The organism is Terriglobia bacterium (assembly GCA_035712365.1).
Taxonomy (GTDB): domain Bacteria; phylum Acidobacteriota; class Terriglobia; order UBA7540; family UBA7540; genus SCRD01.
This window is the reverse complement of the sequence record DASTAW010000050.1, coordinates 1-16273: the sequence shown is the minus strand read 5'-3', so window position 1 is coordinate 16273 and position 16273 is coordinate 1. Positions and strand designations below refer to the sequence as shown.

Below are 16273 nucleotides of genomic sequence, written 5' to 3'. Positions count from 1 at the left end.
AATGCGCCTCGCGGGTAACTCCATCCCTTAGGCTAAGTGGATGCTTTAGGGAGAGCACGTTTAGACTAACGGCAAATTCCTCACCCTCGTGCGGGGCCGGAATGACGCGAACGGGTTTAGCACGGCGGACGGCGTCCTTTTAATAAACCAGAGGGTGTGCGCTTGCGGGCTGATCAACCCTTCCAGTCGGCGGAAAGCAATGGCTTTAAGCGAAAAAGACGTTCTCTACGTGGCCGATCTCGCCCATCTTGAGCTGACGGACGAAGAGGTGAAAAAATTCGGCCCCCAACTCGACGCGGTGCTCGAGTACGTCCAGAAGCTTAATGAACTGGACACAGCGGGAGTGGAGCCGATGGCCCAGGTGACCTATCCCGCGACCGAGAATCCGGCCCTGCGCGATGACCTGGCGCAGCCCTGCTTCACGCAGGTGGAAGCGCTCCAAAATGCTCCGGAGGCGGGCGGCGGCTGTTTCAAAGTGCCGCAGGTGATTGAGAAAGAGTAGCTGGGCATTGGCTGTGGCCACGGCAAGACAGGTTGTTGAAAGAACCGCATGCTGAGTCCGTTCGCTCGCCGTTTGCCAACGCTCCTGATCCTGCATGGCGGGAGAAGGGGCTCGGGGGCAAACTCCGCGAAGCAACCGCTGTGGTTTCGTGGAAATGAGCGAAGCAGATCCTTCGCCTCGCTCAGGATGAAATTCCAGGCGGACTTTTTCGGCACCTTGCACCGTTCATGAACAACCTGACCCATCTGACCATTGAAGAAATTCACGGCCTGCTGGCGAGGCGGGAAGCCTCTGCCGAGGAGATTGCCCGGTCGCACCTCGAGCGCATCAAGAAGGACGACGCGAGCATCCGCTCTTACCTTTCCACCTGCGAGGAGAAAGCACTTGAGCAGGCGCGAGCGGTTGACCGCCAAATTGCGGCCGGCGAACCCCTGCTGCCGCTGTCAGGCGTGCCGGTGGCGGTAAAGGATGTTCTGCTGACGCGCGGGCTCAAAACAACCTGCGCTTCAAAGATGCTGGAAAACTTCGTCGCGCCCTATGATGCAACGGCAGTCGAGAGGCTGGAGTCGGCAGGGGCCGTTATCCTGGGCAAGACCAACTGCGATGAGTTTGCCATGGGCTCCTCGACGGAAAACTCCGGCTTCTATCCCACCCATAACCCACACGACCTGACGCGCGTGCCGGGCGGCTCGAGCGGCGGCTCTGCGGCAGCCGTGGCGGCCAACCTGGCGACGGTTGCGCTGGGATCGGATACAGGAGGATCCATCCGGCAGCCAGCGGCCTTCTGCGGCGTCGTAGGCATGATGGGGACCTACGGGCGGGTTTCCCGCTACGGCCTGGTGGCCTTTGCCTCCTCGCTCGACCACGTCGGACCCTTTGGACGCTCTGTGCGCGATGTGGCCCGGACGCTGAAGGTGATTGCCGGTCGCGACCCGATGGATTCCACTTCGGCGGGCGTGGCGGTTGAGGACTACGAAAAGTCTCTCGACGGCAACGTGCGCGGTTTGAAAGTGGGAGTGCCCAGTGAGTACTTTGAAAGTCTGAACCCCGAAATCCGCGCCAACATCGAGAAGGGAATCGGAGTGCTCGAAAAACTGGGGTGCGAGATTGTGCGCATCCGCTTGCCGCACACCGAGTACGCCATCGCCTGCTACTACATTATCTGCACGGCCGAGGCAAGTTCGAACCTGGCTCGCTATGACGGCGTGCGTTACGGTTACCGGGCGAAGGAATATTCGGGCCTGCGCGACATGTATCGCAAGACGCGCGACCAGGGGTTTGGTCCGGAAGTGAAGCGCCGTATCATGCTGGGGACCTACGTGCTGAGTTCCGGCTATTACGACGCTTACTACCTGAAAGCGCAAAAGGTGCGGACGCTGATTACGCGGGATTTTGTTGAAGCCTTTGATGAAGTCGATGTAATTGTCGCCCCCACTTCGCCCCTCCCTCCCTTCAAACTGGGCGAGAAAATGGATGATCCGCTGCAGATGTACCTTGCCGATATTTACACCGTTACCGCCAGCCTGGCGGGCATTCCCGGGATTTCCGTGCCCTGCGGTCGGTTAGCTGGAGAGCCTCCGATGCCGGTGGGCATGCAGATCTTCGCCAAACACTTCGACGAAGCGCGGCTCTTGCAGGTGGCCGACGCTTTTGAGAAGGCGGGCGGGTTCGAGCTTTCCTGAAGTTCCTCAGGGGTCCCAATTTTCTGCAACGAGAAATTCAAGATTCAAAATTCAAGATTTCAGATTCCACATCTCGTGGGCGTTCATGAGGAGGTCGTCCGCGACTTTTAAGTCCTGCGATTACGGATTCGGTCCAATCTTGCAAGGAATTCTTTTCGTTGCCGGTTTGCCTCATCCCCCTTGCGGATTTTGTCCGTAACGCACCGCTCGTCTTTCATGCCTGAATTTTGAACCGAGCGCACCCATGCGCCTAACTGTTTGGAAATGGTTTCCGCTTTTGATTTCAAAGTCAAAATTTCGGATCCAAGCTCTTTGAATGCACGAAGCCTCTCCAGCAGGCAGAGCATGGAGCGCACTTCTCCGGATGATCCTCGAGCGATATACAGGAAGGCGAGGAGTTCCTGATTGCTGCCTCTTTCAAATCCCTCTGCGATGTTGTTGGAGATGGATACCGTCGCCCGCTCCAGTTGATCTCGGAGGCTGTACTGACCTCGGAAAGGAGGATTCGTGGTGAAGGCGTAAATATTTGCGGCCAGTTCGATGCTTGCCTGCCAAACGGGAAGTTGCTCGAATCGCTCATATTTCACTTCATGTCCTCTGGAACGGCGTGATGTTGAAGCCGTGAAATATACTTTGAATTTTGAATATGGAATCGTGTCAGGAGTTGTTAAACAGGGAGCCAAACTTTGTTCGGGCGTCTTCCTGTTTGCCCGGGCCGGAGCCGCTGGCCAGCAGGACGGGGTTGGGCTGGAAATAGTCGCAGTAATTTGACGCTTCCTTGTCCCGGACCCATTCCACCTGCGGTTCGGCGCACTGGTTGTGTTTGCCGGGATCGTAGAAGCGACAGTTGCGGCAGCAGTGCAGGTCAGCGTCGCAGTTGGGGCAGGTTTCGCGGCCCATGACGCGTTCCGGCGCGTTAATCTGTTCGCCGCACTTGAAGCAGGAGAACCGCATGAGTAAAGTTGCGAAGGCCGGCCCCCGAGAATGCTGTCCGCCATTACAAGCGACACTCCCGGGTTGCCGGCCTCCTGGTTCTTATTGCGTTGGCCTGGCTTCGTCTTCGTCCATCAGTTCCGCGGCAATGCCGGGTGAGGGAGGAATGGCTTCCTCGCCGGGCATCCCTTCGGCGATTTCAAGTTCGGGTTCCGGAACCTCGGTTTCCGTCAGCAGGCGGAAGTTGCGGTAGCGTTCCAGCCCCGTGCCGGCGGGAATCAGGCGGCCCATGATAACATTTTCCTTGAGGCCGCGCAGGTGATCGACCGCACCCCGGATGGAGGCTTCGGTCAGCACGCGCGTGGTCTCCTGGAAGGAGGCCGCCGAGATGAACGAATCAGTGGCCAGCGAGGCCTTGGTGATGCCGAGCAGCAGGGAGCGGCCCGTGGCGGGTTTGCCGCCCTGCGCCACCGCCCTGTCGTTTTCGCCACGGAAACGGAACTTGTCCACCTGCTCGTCGAGCAGAAATTCCGTGTCGCCGGGTTCTTCCACCTTGATCCACCGCATCATCTGCCGGACGATCACCTCGATGTGCTTGTCGTTGATATTGACGCCCTGCAGCCGGTAGACCTCCTGGATTTCATCTACCAGGTACTTCTGCAGTTCCTTTTCGCCGAGCACCGCCAGGATGTCGTGCGGGTTGCGTGGCCCGTCCATGAGCGGCTCACCCGCCTTGACGCGTTCTCCCTCCTGCACGGAGATGTGAACGCCGCGAGGGAGCAGGTACTCTTTGGTTTCGCCGCGCTCCGGAATCACGATCACCTTGCGCTGTCCCTTGAGGACGTCGCCGTAGCGGACCACGCCGTCGATTTCGGTGATGACGGCGGGCTCGTGCGGCTTGCGGGCTTCAAACAGCTCCTGGACGCGCGGCAGACCGCCGGTGATGTCCTTGGTCTTGGTGGTTTCGCGCGGGATCTTGGCCAGAACGTCGCCCGCCTGGACGGTGTCGCTGTCCTGAACCATCAGGTGAGCGCGGGAGGGCATCAGGTACTTCTTGGCGCCCTTCGATGAAGCCTTTCCCTCTGGCCGGATGATCAGTTGCGGCTGGTATTTCTCATCCGGAGAATCCTTCACGACGAGCTGTGAAAGGCCCGTCACTTCGTCCACCTGTTCCTGAAGAGTGGTGCCGGTCTCGAGGTCCTTGAAGTGGACCTCACCCGCGACTTCCGTCAAGATCGAGAAGGTGTAGGGGTCCCATTCCACGACGGTGTCACCCAGCTTGACGGGCGCGCCGTCTGCGTAAATGATCTTGGCGCCGTAAACCACGGAGTATCGCTCGCGTTCACGGCCTTTCTCGTCGGCAACCACGATGGAGCCGTTGCGGTTCATCACCACAAAGTGGCCATCGCGATTGGTGACGGTCTGGAGATTTTGGAACTTGAGGAAGCCGTTGTTCTTGGCTTCCAGTTTGGATTGCTCGGAAATACGGCTGGCGGTGCCTCCGATGTGGAAGGTCCGCATGGTGAGCTGGGTTCCGGGCTCGCCGATGGATTGTGCGGCGACAACGCCCACGGCCTCACCGATCTCGACCAAGCGTCCGGTGGCAAGATTGCGTCCGTAGCAGCGGATGCAGACCCCGCGGCGAGACTCGCAGGTAAGCACGGAGCGGATCTTCACTCGCTCGATACCGGCTGCCTGGATGGACGCCGCCAGATCTTCGTTGATCTCCTGGTTGAAATCGACGATGACGTTGCCCTCGTAGTCCTTGATCTGTTCGAGGGAGACTCGGCCGACGATACGGTCGCGGAGAGGCTCGACGACTTCGCCGGCTTCCACAATGGATTCCACGTAAAGACCATCCACCGTGCCGCAATCGAATTCGGAGACGATGACGTCCTGCGCCACGTCCACCAGCCGCCGTGTCAGGTAGCCGGAATCGGCCGTCTTGAGGGCCGTATCCGCCAATCCCTTGCGGGCTCCGTGCGTTGAGATGAAGTATTGCAGCACGTTCAGCCCTTCGCGGAAATTGGCGGTGATGGGCGTCTCGATGATTTCGCCCGAGGGCTTGGCCATCAGTCCGCGCATGCCGGAGAGCTGGCGTATCTGCTGCTTGGAACCGCGGGCGCCGGAATCGGCCATGACATAGACCGGATTGAGCGAGCCGGTCGTATCCTGGCCTTCCATGGTCTGGAACATCTCATCGGCGACGCGGTCGGTGACGTTAGACCAGATGGCGATCACCTTGTTATAACGCTCGCCGTGGGTGATCGCGCCCTCCTGGTACTGCTTTTCAACCTCGATTACTTCTTTCTGCGCCGCGCGAACCAGGTCGGCTTTATTGGAAGGCACAACCAGGTCGTCGATGCCGAGCGACATTCCGGACCGGGTAGCATAGAGGAAGCCGAGGGCCTTGATCTTGTCCAACAGGCCGACGGCCGTTTCCAGTCCAAAGCGAAGATAGCTGTAATTGACCACCGCGCCCAGGCCCTTTTTGCGAAGGGTTCCATTGATGAAAGGCATCTCGGGAGGCAGATGGTCGTTGAAAATAACTCGACCCACGGTGGTGTTGATGAACTGGTGCTTCATTGTGATCGGTTCTGTGTGGAGGACGTCCTGGTCGTCGTATGCTGTCGTGAGGTCAACTACGCGCCCCGTGTAGCGGAGCCGGATGGGAGTGCGAGTCTCAACTTCCCCGGCTTCGAGCGCCAGCAGGACGTCCTCGGGGTTGGCGAATGTGCGGCCTTCACCCCTGGCCCCCTTTTGTTCTTTGGTGAGATAGTACACGCCCAGCACGACGTCCTGGGTGGGCGTGGCCAGCGGCTGTCCGTTGGCCGGCGACAGAATGTTGTTGGAGGCCAGCATCAGCACAGAGGCTTCAATCTGGGCCTCGGGTGAAAGAGGAATGTGGACGGCCATCTGATCGCCGTCAAAGTCGGCGTTGAACGCCGTGCAGACCAGCGGATGGATCTTGATCGCTTTGCCTTCCACCAGCACCGGCTCAAAGGCTTGAATGCCCAGACGATGCAGCGTGGGAGCACGGTTGAGCAGCACCGGATGATCTTTGATGACCTCTTCCAGGATGTCCCACACAACCGATTCCTGGCGCTCCACCATTTCTTTGGCCGCTTTAATAGTGGTGCAGTTACCGGACTGCTCGAGCTTGTGATAGATGAAGGGCTTGAACAGCTCCAGCGCCATCTTCTTGGGCAGGCCGCACTGATGGAGCTTGAGGTCGGGCCCCACCACGATCACGGAGCGGCCGGAGTAGTCAACGCGTTTGCCCAGCAGGTTCTGGCGGAAGCGGCCCTGCTTTCCTTTCAGCGTATCGGAAAGGGACTTGAGCGGGCGGTTGTTGGCGCCGCGCAACACGCGGCCTCTGCGGCCGTTGTCAAACAGAGCGTCCACGGCTTCCTGCAGCATGCGCTTCTCGTTGCGCACAATCACATCGGGCGCGTGGAGTTCCATCAGCTTCTTCAGCCGGTTGTTCCGATTGATGACGCGGCGGTAAAGGTCATTCAGGTCAGAGGTGGCAAAACGTCCGCCATCGAGCGGCACCAGCGGCCGCAGCTCCGGCGGAATCACCGGAATCACGTCGAGGATCATCCACTCGGGTTTATTGCCCGATTTACGGAAAGCCTCCACTACCTTCAGTCGCTTGGCATATTTGATCCGCTTCTGCTGGGAGCTGTCGGTCTTCATCTTCTCGCGCAGCTCCACGGCGAGCGATTCTACATCCAATTGCTTCAGGAGTTCCTTGATGGCCTCGGCGCCCATGCCGGCACGGAACTTGCCGAGAAAATCCTGCTGGAGTTCCCGGTAGCGCTCTTCCGTCAGGACTTCTTTTTCCTTGACGGGAGCTTCGCCGGGATCGGTGACGACGTAGGCCTCAAAGTAAAGGATCTTTTCAAGGTCGCGGAGCGAGATGTCCAGCAGGTGGCCGATGCGGCTGGGCAGGCCTTTGAAGAACCAGACGTGGGAGCAAGGCGCGGCCAGCTCGATGTGTCCCAGGCGCTCGCGCCGCACCTTGGAAAGCGTGACTTCCACACCGCATTTGTCGCAGATGACTCCACGGTGCTTCATCCGTTTGTACTTTCCGCAAAGGCATTCCCAGTCGGTAACGGGACCAAAAATTCTGGCGCAGAACAGGCCGTCGCGCTCGGGCTTGAAGGTCCTGTAGTTGATGGTTTCTGGCTTGGTTACCTCACCATGGGACCAGGAGCGAATCTTTTCCGGGGATGCCAGGCTGATACGAATGGCATCGAACTCTCCAATAAGGCTGACTCGGTCATAAGGGCTGCTTCGAAACAATGTTGCCTCCTTCTCAAGCGAGAAGCGTTTATTGGTATTCTTGCGGTCCTGCGTGATCCAACGCCTGGGAATCACGCCGACGGATAAAACTATTCAGCGCCCAAGGGCGCCGGCTGCAGTTCCTTGGGCTTCTTGATGAGCTCAACATCCAGGCAGAGGCTTTGCAGCTCTCGCACCAAAACGTTGAAGGACTCGGGCACGCCAGGTTCGATGGCGGCCTCGCCCTTGACGATCGCCTCGTAGATCTTGGCTCGCCCATAAACGTCATCAGATTTCGCCGTCAGCAGTTCCTGCAGGATGCAGGCCGCGCCGTAGGCCTCGAGAGCCCAGACCTCCATTTCTCCGAAGCGCTGGCCGCCGAACTGCGCCTTGCCGCCCAGCGGCTGCTGGGTGATCAGCGAATAAGGGCCGATCGAGCGGGCGTGAATCTTGTCGTCCACCAGGTGGGAAAGCTTCAGCATGTAGATGTATCCCACCGTCACCGGCTGCTCAAACGGATCGCCGGTCATTCCGTCGCGGAGCATGATCTTGCCGGAGGTCGAAAGGCCGGCCTTTTCGAGATAGGTCTTGATCTCCTTTTCGCTGGCCCCGTCGAACACAGGGGTGGCGAAGCGCACACCGCCCCGGACAGAGTTCGCGAATTCCAGGACCTCCTCATCCGTCGCTCCGCTGAACTTTTTGGCGAGCGGAGTTCCGCTGAAGAGGCCCTTCAGCTCTTCGCGCAGCGCCTCCGCGTGGCCGTTATTCGAGAATAGCGCCTTGATCTTATCGCCCAGTTCTTTGGCTGCCCACCCCAGATGGGTTTCGAGGATCTGCCCCACGTTCATCCGGGAAGGTACGCCGAGGGGGTTCAGCACAATTTCAACCGGAGTGCCGTCCGGCGTGTAGGGCATGTCCTCTTCCGGAAGAATCCGGGCGATGACGCCCTTGTTGCCGTGCCGGCCCGCCATCTTGTCACCCACCGAAAGCTTGCGCTTCATGGCGATGTAGACCTTCACCAGCTTGATGACGCCCGGAGGTAGTTCATCGCCCTTCTTGAGCTTTTGTTCCTTCTCCGCGGTGATTTTGCGCAGGATGTCGATCTGGCGCGAGGTCATCTCTTCGATCTCGTCGATTTGCTCCGTCAGGGTGGGATCTTTCTTCACGATCCGCATGCGCTTGAGGTTGCGTCCCGAAATGCGGGCCAGGTCGTCGCGCGTGAGCGTGTCACCCTTGGACATCAGGCGTTTGTTGGTTTTTTCGTCGTGGAGGTCGGCCTGCAGCTTTTCCCCTTCGAGCACGGCGCACAGGCGGTTCAGGCGCTCGTCATTCAGAATGCGAATCTCGTCGTTGAGGTTCTTTTCCATGCGCGATACCTCGGCCTCTTCAATGGCCCTGGCTCGAGCGTCCTTCTCGGCACCCTTTCGGGAGAAAATTTTGACGTCCACCACGATGCCTTCGATGCCCGGAGGACACTGAAGCGAAGCGTCGCGGACGTCGCCGGCCTTTTCTCCGAAGATGGCCCGCAGCAGTTTTTCTTCAGGCGAGAGCTGCGTTTCACCCTTGGGCGTGACTTTGCCCACCAGGATGTCGCCCGGCTTGACGTAGGCGCCAATCCGGATGACGCCGCTCTCGTCGAGGTCGCGCAGCAGGGTTTCGGAGACGTTGGGAATGTCGCGAGTTACGTCTTCCGGCCCCAGCTTGGTGTCACGCGCCTCGGTTTCGAACTCTTCGATGTGGATCGAGGTGTAGGAATCTTCCTTCACGAGTTTTTCGCTCACCAGGATGGCGTCCTCAAAGTTGTATCCGCGCCAGGGCATGAAAGCCACCAGAATGTTGCGTCCCAGCGCCAGTTCGCCGTGGTCGGTGCAGGGGCCGTCGGCGAGCACCTGGCCCGTCTTGACTCGCGTACCCTTTCGGACCACCGGCTTCTGGTTGACGCAGGTGTTCTGGTTGGAGCGTCGGAACTTGATCATCTGGTAGATGTCCGCGCCCACCTCCCGGGACATATGCTGGCTCTGGCCGTCGCCTTCCACCCGGACAATGATGCGTTCGCTGTCTACGCTGTCAACCACTCCATCGCGCTTGCAGATGACTACGGCGCCGGAGTCGCGGGCCGTCACCTCTTCCATGCCGGTGCCGACCAGCGGCGACTGGGCGCGGAGCAAGGGAACCGACTGCCGCTGCATATTGGAACCCATCAGAGCGCGGTTGGCATCGTCGTTTTCGAGAAAGGGAATCAGCGATGCCGCGACGCTGACCAACTGCTTCGGGCTGACGTCTATGTAATCCACGCTCTCGCGCCGCACCAGGACAAAGTTGCCGGTCTGCCGAGCGTTGACCAGTTCGTTGGCGAGGCGGCCCTTTTCGTCGATGGGAACGTTGGCCTGGGCCACCACGTAGTGATCTTCTTCCCAGGCCGAAAGGTAGAACGAATACGGCTCATATTCCACGGCCTTGCGTTTCTTCGAGCGCAGTTCGTTGTTCAGTTTTTCGACTTCTTCCTGCTCAACGTGCTCGCCCACCTTCCAGGGCCCGTCGCCGCCGTGGGTAATGGTGACATAATCCACCACCCTTCCGTCCCGCACCTTGCGATAAGGGCTTTCGATAAACCCGTACTCATTAATCCGCGCGTAGCACGAAAGCGATGAGATCAGCCCGATGTTGGGACCCTCAGGGGTCTCGATGGGGCAGATCCTGCCGTAGTGAGTGGTGTGAACGTCGCGGACCTCAAATCCAGCACGCTCACGCGAAAGTCCGCCGGGTCCCAGGGCCGACAGTCGCCGCTTGTGGGTGATTTCCGAAAGCGGGTTGGTCTGGTCCATGAACTGGGAGAGCTGAGACGAGCCGAAGAATTCGCGGATGGCCGCCATCACCGGTTTGGCATTGATTAGGTCGTGCGGCATGGCCGTGGACATTTCCTGGTAGACGGACATCTTTTCCTTGATGGCCCGTTCCATACGTACCAGGCCTAGCCGAAACTGGTTTTCCAGCAGCTCACCCACCGCGCGCACCCGTCGGTTGCCCAGGTGGTCGATATCGTCCACCTCAAACTTGCCACCGGGGTTCTTCTGCAGTTTCAGAAGGTAGCGGATGGTCGCATAGAAGTCTTCGGGATCCAGAGTGCGCTTGTCGAGGGGGAGCTGAACAGGCGCGGTTTCAGAGTGCTCGGTGGCCAGGGTCCCTTCGCAGCCGCGCTCGACTTCCGTACAGATATTGCCTTCTCGCTTGCGGACGTACATCTTCTCTTCGTCGACAACAACGTAGAAATTCGAGGTGGGAAGGTTGCGGGCGTCTTCCAGTTCAAACTGGGTCGTCTTGTCGTCCATCCGGACCTTGAGCTTGCTGTAGTAGCCCAGCTTGATGTTGAACTTCAGGCGGCCCACGCGGGAAAAGTCATACTTGCGGGGGTCGAAAAACATCCCGGTAAACAGGGCTGTAGCGGTATCCAGGGTTGGAGGATCGCCGGGGCGCAATTTCCGGTACATCTCGATTAAAGCTTCCTGCACACTTTTGATGGAATCGCGCCGCAGTGTCTGGCCGATGACGGGGCCGATCTCGTCGCGTTCGGGGAAGAAGACCCTCATTTCCTCGATTCCGCCGTCAATGGCGGAGTTGAGCACGGAGGGCGTAACTTCGTTGTTGGCTTCCAGCAGGATTTCGCCGGTCGATGGGTCAATGATGTCCTCGGCGGCGCAGGCGCTTTCCAGGTCGTGCGGGGTGATTTCCACGTGCGTAATTTTGGATTTCTGAAGTTCCTTCAGCACCGAGGCGGTTATGCGTTTTCCGGACGCGACGATCGTCTCATGCGACCGGGAGTGTTCCACGGCCTTCGAAAGCCTTATCCCCAGGAGTCCCTCGGAGACCTGCCACAGGAGCTTGCGGTCTTTGAGGCCGATATTTTCAACACGATAGAAGGTCTTGATGATGTCGGAGTTGTCTTTCAGGCCCAGGGCGCGCAGAAAGATGGTGCCCAGAATTTTGCGCTTTCGGTCAATCCGCACGTAAAGAATGTTTTTGGTGTCGTACTCAAATTCCACCCATGAGCCGCGGTAGGGGATGAGCTTGCCCAGGAAATAGCTGCGGGCGGCGTTGGACTCAAAAAAAACGCCGGGCGAGCGATGGAGCTGGCTGACAATCACACGCTCCGTTCCGTTAATGATAAAGGTCCCGTTGTCGGTCATCAGCGGGATCTCGCCGAAATAAACTTCCTGTTCCTTGATGTCGAGGATGTTGCGGGGACCTGCCTCGCTTTCCTTGTCGTAGAGCGTCAGACGGATGGTCACTTTGAGAGGGGCGGCAAAAGTCATGCCGCGCTCCTGGCACTCGGTAACATCATATTTGAGCTGGAGGGTCACAGGGTCGCCGCACTTGTGACAAAAATCAACTTCATTCTTGTTAAACGTTCCGCACTTCTCGCACAGTACCTCCCCGGCCTTGAAGGGATCGGTAACGACGGTATAGCCGCACTGCTTACAGGTGCGGCGCAGGTGGTGGAGTCCGCGGAGGCTACCGCACTTGCATTCCCAGTCGCCAATGGAATAGTCGACAAAATCGAGCTGGGCGACGCCGCGAAAGTCGGTGATGGGGAAAACCGAGTTAAAGACCGCCTGGAGTCCGAGGTCGTCACGCTCAGAGGGCAGAGCGCTCATCTGTAGAAATCGGTCATATGAACGCTTCTGGACTTCAATCAGATTAGGAATCTGAATGACCGACGGAATCTTTGAAAAATCAATCCGACGCGGCAGAACACCGTTAACGCCGTTGGGCATTTCGTTATGCTCCTTGCTTTGATTTTAAAGGGCTATGGATCAATGGAGACACATGCACTCTTTGACTCTGATGCATGAGAGGGGCTGAAGGATGCCGAACCCCTTTCACACGCACCTCGGCACCCCTCGCCGTAGTTCTTTTGAATTGAGATGCTACAATCGCCAACACCGGCCTTTAGGGTCTTCAAATTGAAAACACCAGCGACTTGGCCCCGCGCAGCGTGTTCCCCTGGCCCGGAGGGAACTATTTCACTTCTACGGTTGCACCCGCTTCAGTAAACTTCTTCTTAATGTTTTCAGCCTCTTCCTTGGAAACTCCCTCCTTGATCGGCTTGGGAGCCCCATCGACCAGGTCCTTGGCTTCCTTCAGGCCGAGGCTTGTGACCTCACGGACCGCCTTAATAACATTGATCTTGTTAGAGCCGACGGCGGTAAGGACCACGTTAAATTCGGTTTTTTCTTCCGCGGGCGCCGCTGCCGCTCCAGCCCCTGCTGCTCCAGCCACCATCACCGGGGCGGCCGCCGCAGCAGACACTCCCAGCACTTCTTCGAGCTTTTTCACCAGCTCTGAGGCTTCGAGCAGCGTCAACCCCTTGACTTCTTCGACGATTTTGTCAACTTTTTCGGACATCGTTGTATTTATCCTCCTGAAATATCCTGACTTCCCTGAGATCCGGCAAAATGGAAGCCTATAATCTTTGCCGAATCTAGTTAGCGCCGGATGCCTGGAACTTTTGTTCTTTCACAGCCTGTTGAATGACTCGCGCCAGATCGCGGGCCACAGCGGAGATCGCGCTGGCAAGTTGCTGGGCCGGCGCCTTCATGACAAACAATGCTTTGGCGAACAGCTCTTCGCGCGAGGGAAGCGACGCCAGCGACTCCACCTCCGCCAGGGAGACGACTCGTCCCTCCACCACCCCGGCTTTAAAGACCAGGGCAGGATTTTCCTTGGCGTATTCCACCAGGACTTTGGCAAGTGCTACGGGATCAGTCGCCGCCGTATAAGCGAGCGAAGTGGTGCCACGCAGGTCCTGCGCGGTCGGTGCGGTGTCGGTCCCGGCGGCTGCCCGCTCGATCAGGCTGTTCTTCACCACCTTGTACCGCGCGCCGGTCCTGGTAATCTGGCGGCGAAGTTCCGTGTCTTGTGCCACCGTCAAGCCTTCGAACCCTGTCAGAAAGACCGTGCGCGCCTTTTTCAGTTCCTCGTGCAGGTCTTTTGACTGCTGATGTTTTTCTTCCCGCTTCATTGGACTCCTCTTGTCATCATCAAAAATCGCTATGTCGCCTCTACCGAGGCCAGATCGATCGGCACTCCGGGCCCCATAGTCGACGAGACCACAATGTTTTTTACGTAGCGGCCTTTTGCCGTCGCCGGTTTCGCCCTCAGTACGCTCGTGATCAGGGCCTTCGCATTGTCCGCAAGCTTATCGGCGTCAAATGAAACCTTCCCGACCGCACAGTGGATGATCCCGGTCTTGTCTACCCGGAACTCTACCTTGCCGGCCTTCAGTTCGCTGACGGCCTTGGCCACGTCCAGCGTCACCGTACCTGTCTTGGGGTTCGGCATCAGGCCTCGGGGTCCCAGCACTTTTCCCAGCCGTCCGACAGACTTCATCATGTCGGGAGTTGCCACCACCGCGTCAAAGTCCATCCAGCCGCCCTGGATCTTTTGCACCAGGTCCTCGGCGCCCACTTCGTCGGCGCCGGCTTCGCGCGCCTCGCGGACTTTTTCGCCTGAAGCGATCACGATCACACGGGTAGCCTTGCCGAGGCCGTGCGGCAGGACCACTGTCCCACGCACCATCTGGTCGGCATGCTTTGGGTCTACGCCCAGGTTCAACGCAACTTCAACCGATTCATCAAACTTGGCAAAGGCCGCCTTCTTCACCAGCGGCATGGCTTCCTGAAGCACATAGGCGGGCTTGTCCACCATCTTCCTGCTGGCTTCATATTTCTTCCCCACCTTTTTTGTCCTCCTCGTTGCTCCCGTCGGTCTAAGAACCATCGACTCAGGCGACAATCTCCAGCCCCATGCTCCGCGCCGTGCCCTTTACGGTGGCAATAGCTGCCGCCAAGTCTCTCGCGTTCAGGTCCGGCAGCTTCTGCTTGGCGATCTCTTCAACCTGCTTTTCCGAGACCGACCCTACTTTATTCTTGTTGGGTTCTCCAGATCCTTTGGCGATTCCGGCCGCACGCTTCAACAGAACGGATGCAGGCGGGGTTTTGGTGACGAAGCTGAATGTCCGGTCGTGATAGACCGTCAGCACCACGGGAATGATCAGCCCTTCCTGGTCCTTGGAAGAGGTCTTGGCATTAAATGTCTTGCAGAAATCCATGATGTTTACGCCGTGCTGCCCTAGCGCAGGACCAACGGGCGGGGCAGGGGTCGCTTTCCCAGCGGCGATTTGCAACTTCACCATTGCCACCACTCTTTTTGCCATGTTGTTACACCTTCTCCACTTGATAAAAATCCAGCTCCACAGGCGTGGCGCGCCCGAAGATGGTCACCATTACCCGCAGCGTTGAACGGTCGGCGTTGATTTCTTCCACAGCGCCCGTGAAGTCCTTAAACGGCCCGTCGGTGATCTTGATGCTTTCGCCGCGCTCAAACTCGAGCCTGGGCTTGGGATTCTCAGCCGCCACCTCAACCTTATGGACAATGCGGTCAACCTCCTCGACGCTCAGGGGAGTGGGCGTGGGGCCCGAACCTACGAAACCGGTCACCCGGGGCGTTGACCGCACCACGTGCCATGTCACGTCGTTCATCTCCATCTCAACCAGCACGTAGCCGGGATAAAAGAGCTTCGACGTTACGACTTTTTTCCCCTGCTTGATCTCAATCACGTCTTCGGTCGGAACCATGATCTCGCCGAATTTTTCCGCCAGGTTCTCGGCGGCAATCCGGCCCTTCAGCGACTCCGCCACCTTCCTCTCAAACCCCGAGTAGGTATGAATGATGTACCAGTTTTTTTCCATTTTCAGGGCTTCCAATGTTGGTTCCTATAAGGACTTTCCCCAGTTCAGCACATAAGAAACCAAACGGGAGAAAACCTCGTCACAAAGCATGAAGTAAAACCCGAACAGGAAGGTGGTGATGATCACCATAACCGTGGTGCCGTAGACCTCCTGCCTGCCGGGCCAGGTCACCCGCTTCATTTCCGCGCGGACGTCCTTGACGTACGAGCCGATCTTTCCGGCAACCTCTTTGCCAGATGACAGTTCATCTACCATCGCCATATGATCTTTCCCCATCCCGCTTTCGTACCCACGACGCAGAGCCAGATTCCATTCTGGCGTTCGTGGCAGGGGCGGAGGGATTCGAACCCCCATGACCGGTTTTGGAGACCGGCAGATTAGCCGTTGATCTGACGCCCCTCCAAAAGGCAGTGGCGGGTGACGAGCGATAATTGATAAGCCGGTTTCGCCTGCCGCCGCCCTTACTCGTCACTTGTCACTGCCTTTCTCATTTTACTTCTTTATGCGCCCTGTGTTGGCGGCACTTCGGGCAAAACCTCTTAATCTCCACACGGTCCGTGTGCTTCTTCTTGTTCTTGGTTGTCGAGTAATTGCGGTTCTTGCACTCGCTGCACTGTAATGTAATGATATCACGCATGGCTTAACTCACCCGAGGGTTCAATCTTTATTGAATGACATCGGTTACGGAGCCGGCGCCGACGGTATGGCCGCCTTCGCGGATGGCGAACCGCAGCCCCTTCTCCATGGCGATCGGCGTAATCAGCTCGATCTCCATACTTACGTTGTCCCCCGGCATCACCATTTCCGTCCCCTGCGGCAGCGTCGCCACTCCCGTCACGTCCGTCGTCCGGAAATAAAACTGCGGCCGGTATCCCGAGAAAAACGGCGTGTGCCGTCCTCCCTCTTCCTTGGTCAGAATATAGGCCTCTGCCTTGAACTTCGTGTGCGGCGTGATCGATCCCGGCTTCGACAGCACCATGCCGCGCTCCACGTCATCCTTTTCCGTCCCCCGCAGCAGAACGCCGATGTTGTCCCCCGCCTGCCCTTCGTCCAGCAGCTTTTTGAACATCTCCACGCCCGTCACCACCCGCTTGAACGGCTCCGGCCTCAATCCCACAATC

At 58.3% G+C, this 16273-nt stretch carries 14 protein-coding genes and 1 tRNA gene; 2 read left to right on the top strand and 13 right to left on the bottom strand.

The window, feature by feature from the left end:
- The first annotated feature begins 199 nt into the window (after positions 1-199).
- Entirely contained in the window at positions 200-502 is a 303-nt protein-coding gene (gene gatC, locus VFQ24_15790) for an Asp-tRNA(Asn)/Glu-tRNA(Gln) amidotransferase subunit GatC (protein HET9179817.1), read from the top strand.
- 227 nt (positions 503-729) lie between these two features.
- Positions 730-2184, top strand: coding sequence for an Asp-tRNA(Asn)/Glu-tRNA(Gln) amidotransferase subunit GatA (gene gatA, locus VFQ24_15785; GenBank protein ID HET9179816.1), 1455 nt, complete (start codon positions 730-732; stop codon positions 2182-2184).
- Between the two features lie 107 nt (positions 2185-2291).
- On the opposite strand, the gene VFQ24_15780 is transcribed toward gatA, so the two are convergent.
- The 13 genes from VFQ24_15780 to VFQ24_15720 form a co-directional block, all read right to left on the bottom strand.
- Positions 2292-2771, bottom strand: coding sequence for a four helix bundle protein (locus VFQ24_15780; protein ID HET9179815.1), 480 nt, complete (start codon positions 2769-2771; stop codon positions 2292-2294).
- 70 nt (positions 2772-2841) lie between these two features.
- Positions 2842-3138 (bottom strand): hypothetical protein, encoded by a 297-nt coding sequence (locus VFQ24_15775; GenBank protein ID HET9179814.1) that lies wholly within the window; start codon positions 3136-3138, stop codon positions 2842-2844.
- A gap of 81 nt (positions 3139-3219) precedes the next feature.
- Positions 3220-7425 carry a DNA-directed RNA polymerase subunit beta' gene (rpoC, locus tag VFQ24_15770; protein HET9179813.1) on the bottom strand — a complete coding sequence of 1402 codons (4206 nt, stop codon included), beginning with the start codon at positions 7423-7425 and terminating at the stop codon, positions 3220-3222.
- Positions 7426-7514: 89 nt separating this feature from the next.
- Positions 7515-12176: a DNA-directed RNA polymerase subunit beta gene (gene rpoB, locus VFQ24_15765; protein ID HET9179812.1), complete on the bottom strand. Its 4662-nt coding sequence runs from the start codon at positions 12174-12176 to the stop codon at positions 7515-7517.
- A gap of 244 nt (positions 12177-12420) precedes the next feature.
- Complete coding sequence (gene rplL / locus VFQ24_15760) at positions 12421-12807, bottom strand: 50S ribosomal protein L7/L12 (GenBank protein ID HET9179811.1); 387 nt, start codon at positions 12805-12807, stop codon at positions 12421-12423.
- A gap of 76 nt (positions 12808-12883) precedes the next feature.
- Entirely contained in the window at positions 12884-13423 is a 540-nt protein-coding gene (gene rplJ / locus VFQ24_15755) for a 50S ribosomal protein L10 (protein ID HET9179810.1), read from the bottom strand.
- Positions 13424-13452: 29 nt separating this feature from the next.
- On the bottom strand, positions 13453-14181 hold the full coding sequence (gene rplA / locus VFQ24_15750; GenBank protein ID HET9179809.1) for a 50S ribosomal protein L1: 729 nt from the start codon (positions 14179-14181) through the stop codon (positions 13453-13455).
- Positions 14182-14185: 4 nt separating this feature from the next.
- The gene (gene rplK, locus VFQ24_15745; GenBank protein HET9179808.1) at positions 14186-14617 is read right to left on the bottom strand and encodes a 50S ribosomal protein L11; all 432 of its coding nucleotides are present in this window, start codon (positions 14615-14617) and stop codon (positions 14186-14188) included.
- A 4-nt stretch (positions 14618-14621) separates the two neighbouring features.
- A complete protein-coding gene (gene nusG, locus VFQ24_15740; GenBank protein HET9179807.1) occupies positions 14622-15152 on the bottom strand; it encodes a transcription termination/antitermination protein NusG in 531 nt (176 codons plus the stop codon).
- A gap of 24 nt (positions 15153-15176) precedes the next feature.
- On the bottom strand, positions 15177-15428 hold the full coding sequence (gene secE, locus VFQ24_15735; protein ID HET9179806.1) for a preprotein translocase subunit SecE: 252 nt from the start codon (positions 15426-15428) through the stop codon (positions 15177-15179).
- 48 nt (positions 15429-15476) lie between these two features.
- Positions 15477-15552 (bottom strand) — tRNA-Trp (locus tag VFQ24_15730).
- 87 nt (positions 15553-15639) lie between these two features.
- Positions 15640-15789, bottom strand: a complete 150-nt coding sequence (rpmG, locus tag VFQ24_15725) for a 50S ribosomal protein L33 (GenBank protein HET9179805.1) — start codon at positions 15787-15789, stop codon at positions 15640-15642.
- 27 nt (positions 15790-15816) lie between these two features.
- A partial coding sequence (locus tag VFQ24_15720; protein HET9179804.1) for an EF-Tu/IF-2/RF-3 family GTPase occupies positions 15817-16273 on the bottom strand: 457 nt, incomplete at its 5' end.

What these genes read in the sequence shown, in the direction of transcription:
- rplJ (HET9179810.1), bottom strand. Translation starts at nt 13,423, where the DNA reads ATGAAGCGGGAAGAAAAACATCAGCAGTCAAAAGACCTGCACGAGGAA.
- VFQ24_15775 (HET9179814.1), bottom strand. Translation starts at nt 3,138, where the DNA reads ATGCGGTTCTCCTGCTTCAAGTGCGGCGAACAGATTAACGCGCCGGAA.
- gatA (HET9179816.1), top strand. Translation starts at nt 730, where the DNA reads ATGAACAACCTGACCCATCTGACCATTGAAGAAATTCACGGCCTGCTG.
- rpmG (HET9179805.1), bottom strand. Translation starts at nt 15,789, where the DNA reads ATGCGTGATATCATTACATTACAGTGCAGCGAGTGCAAGAACCGCAAT.
- rpoB (HET9179812.1), bottom strand. Translation starts at nt 12,176, where the DNA reads ATGCCCAACGGCGTTAACGGTGTTCTGCCGCGTCGGATTGATTTTTCA.
- gatC (HET9179817.1), top strand. Translation starts at nt 200, where the DNA reads ATGGCTTTAAGCGAAAAAGACGTTCTCTACGTGGCCGATCTCGCCCAT.
- rplK (HET9179808.1), bottom strand. Translation starts at nt 14,617, where the DNA reads ATGGCAAAAAGAGTGGTGGCAATGGTGAAGTTGCAAATCGCCGCTGGG.
- rplL (HET9179811.1), bottom strand. Translation starts at nt 12,807, where the DNA reads ATGTCCGAAAAAGTTGACAAAATCGTCGAAGAAGTCAAGGGGTTGACG.
- nusG (HET9179807.1), bottom strand. Translation starts at nt 15,152, where the DNA reads ATGGAAAAAAACTGGTACATCATTCATACCTACTCGGGGTTTGAGAGG.
- rplA (HET9179809.1), bottom strand. Translation starts at nt 14,181, where the DNA reads ATGGTTCTTAGACCGACGGGAGCAACGAGGAGGACAAAAAAGGTGGGG.
- secE (HET9179806.1), bottom strand. Translation starts at nt 15,428, where the DNA reads ATGGGGAAAGATCATATGGCGATGGTAGATGAACTGTCATCTGGCAAA.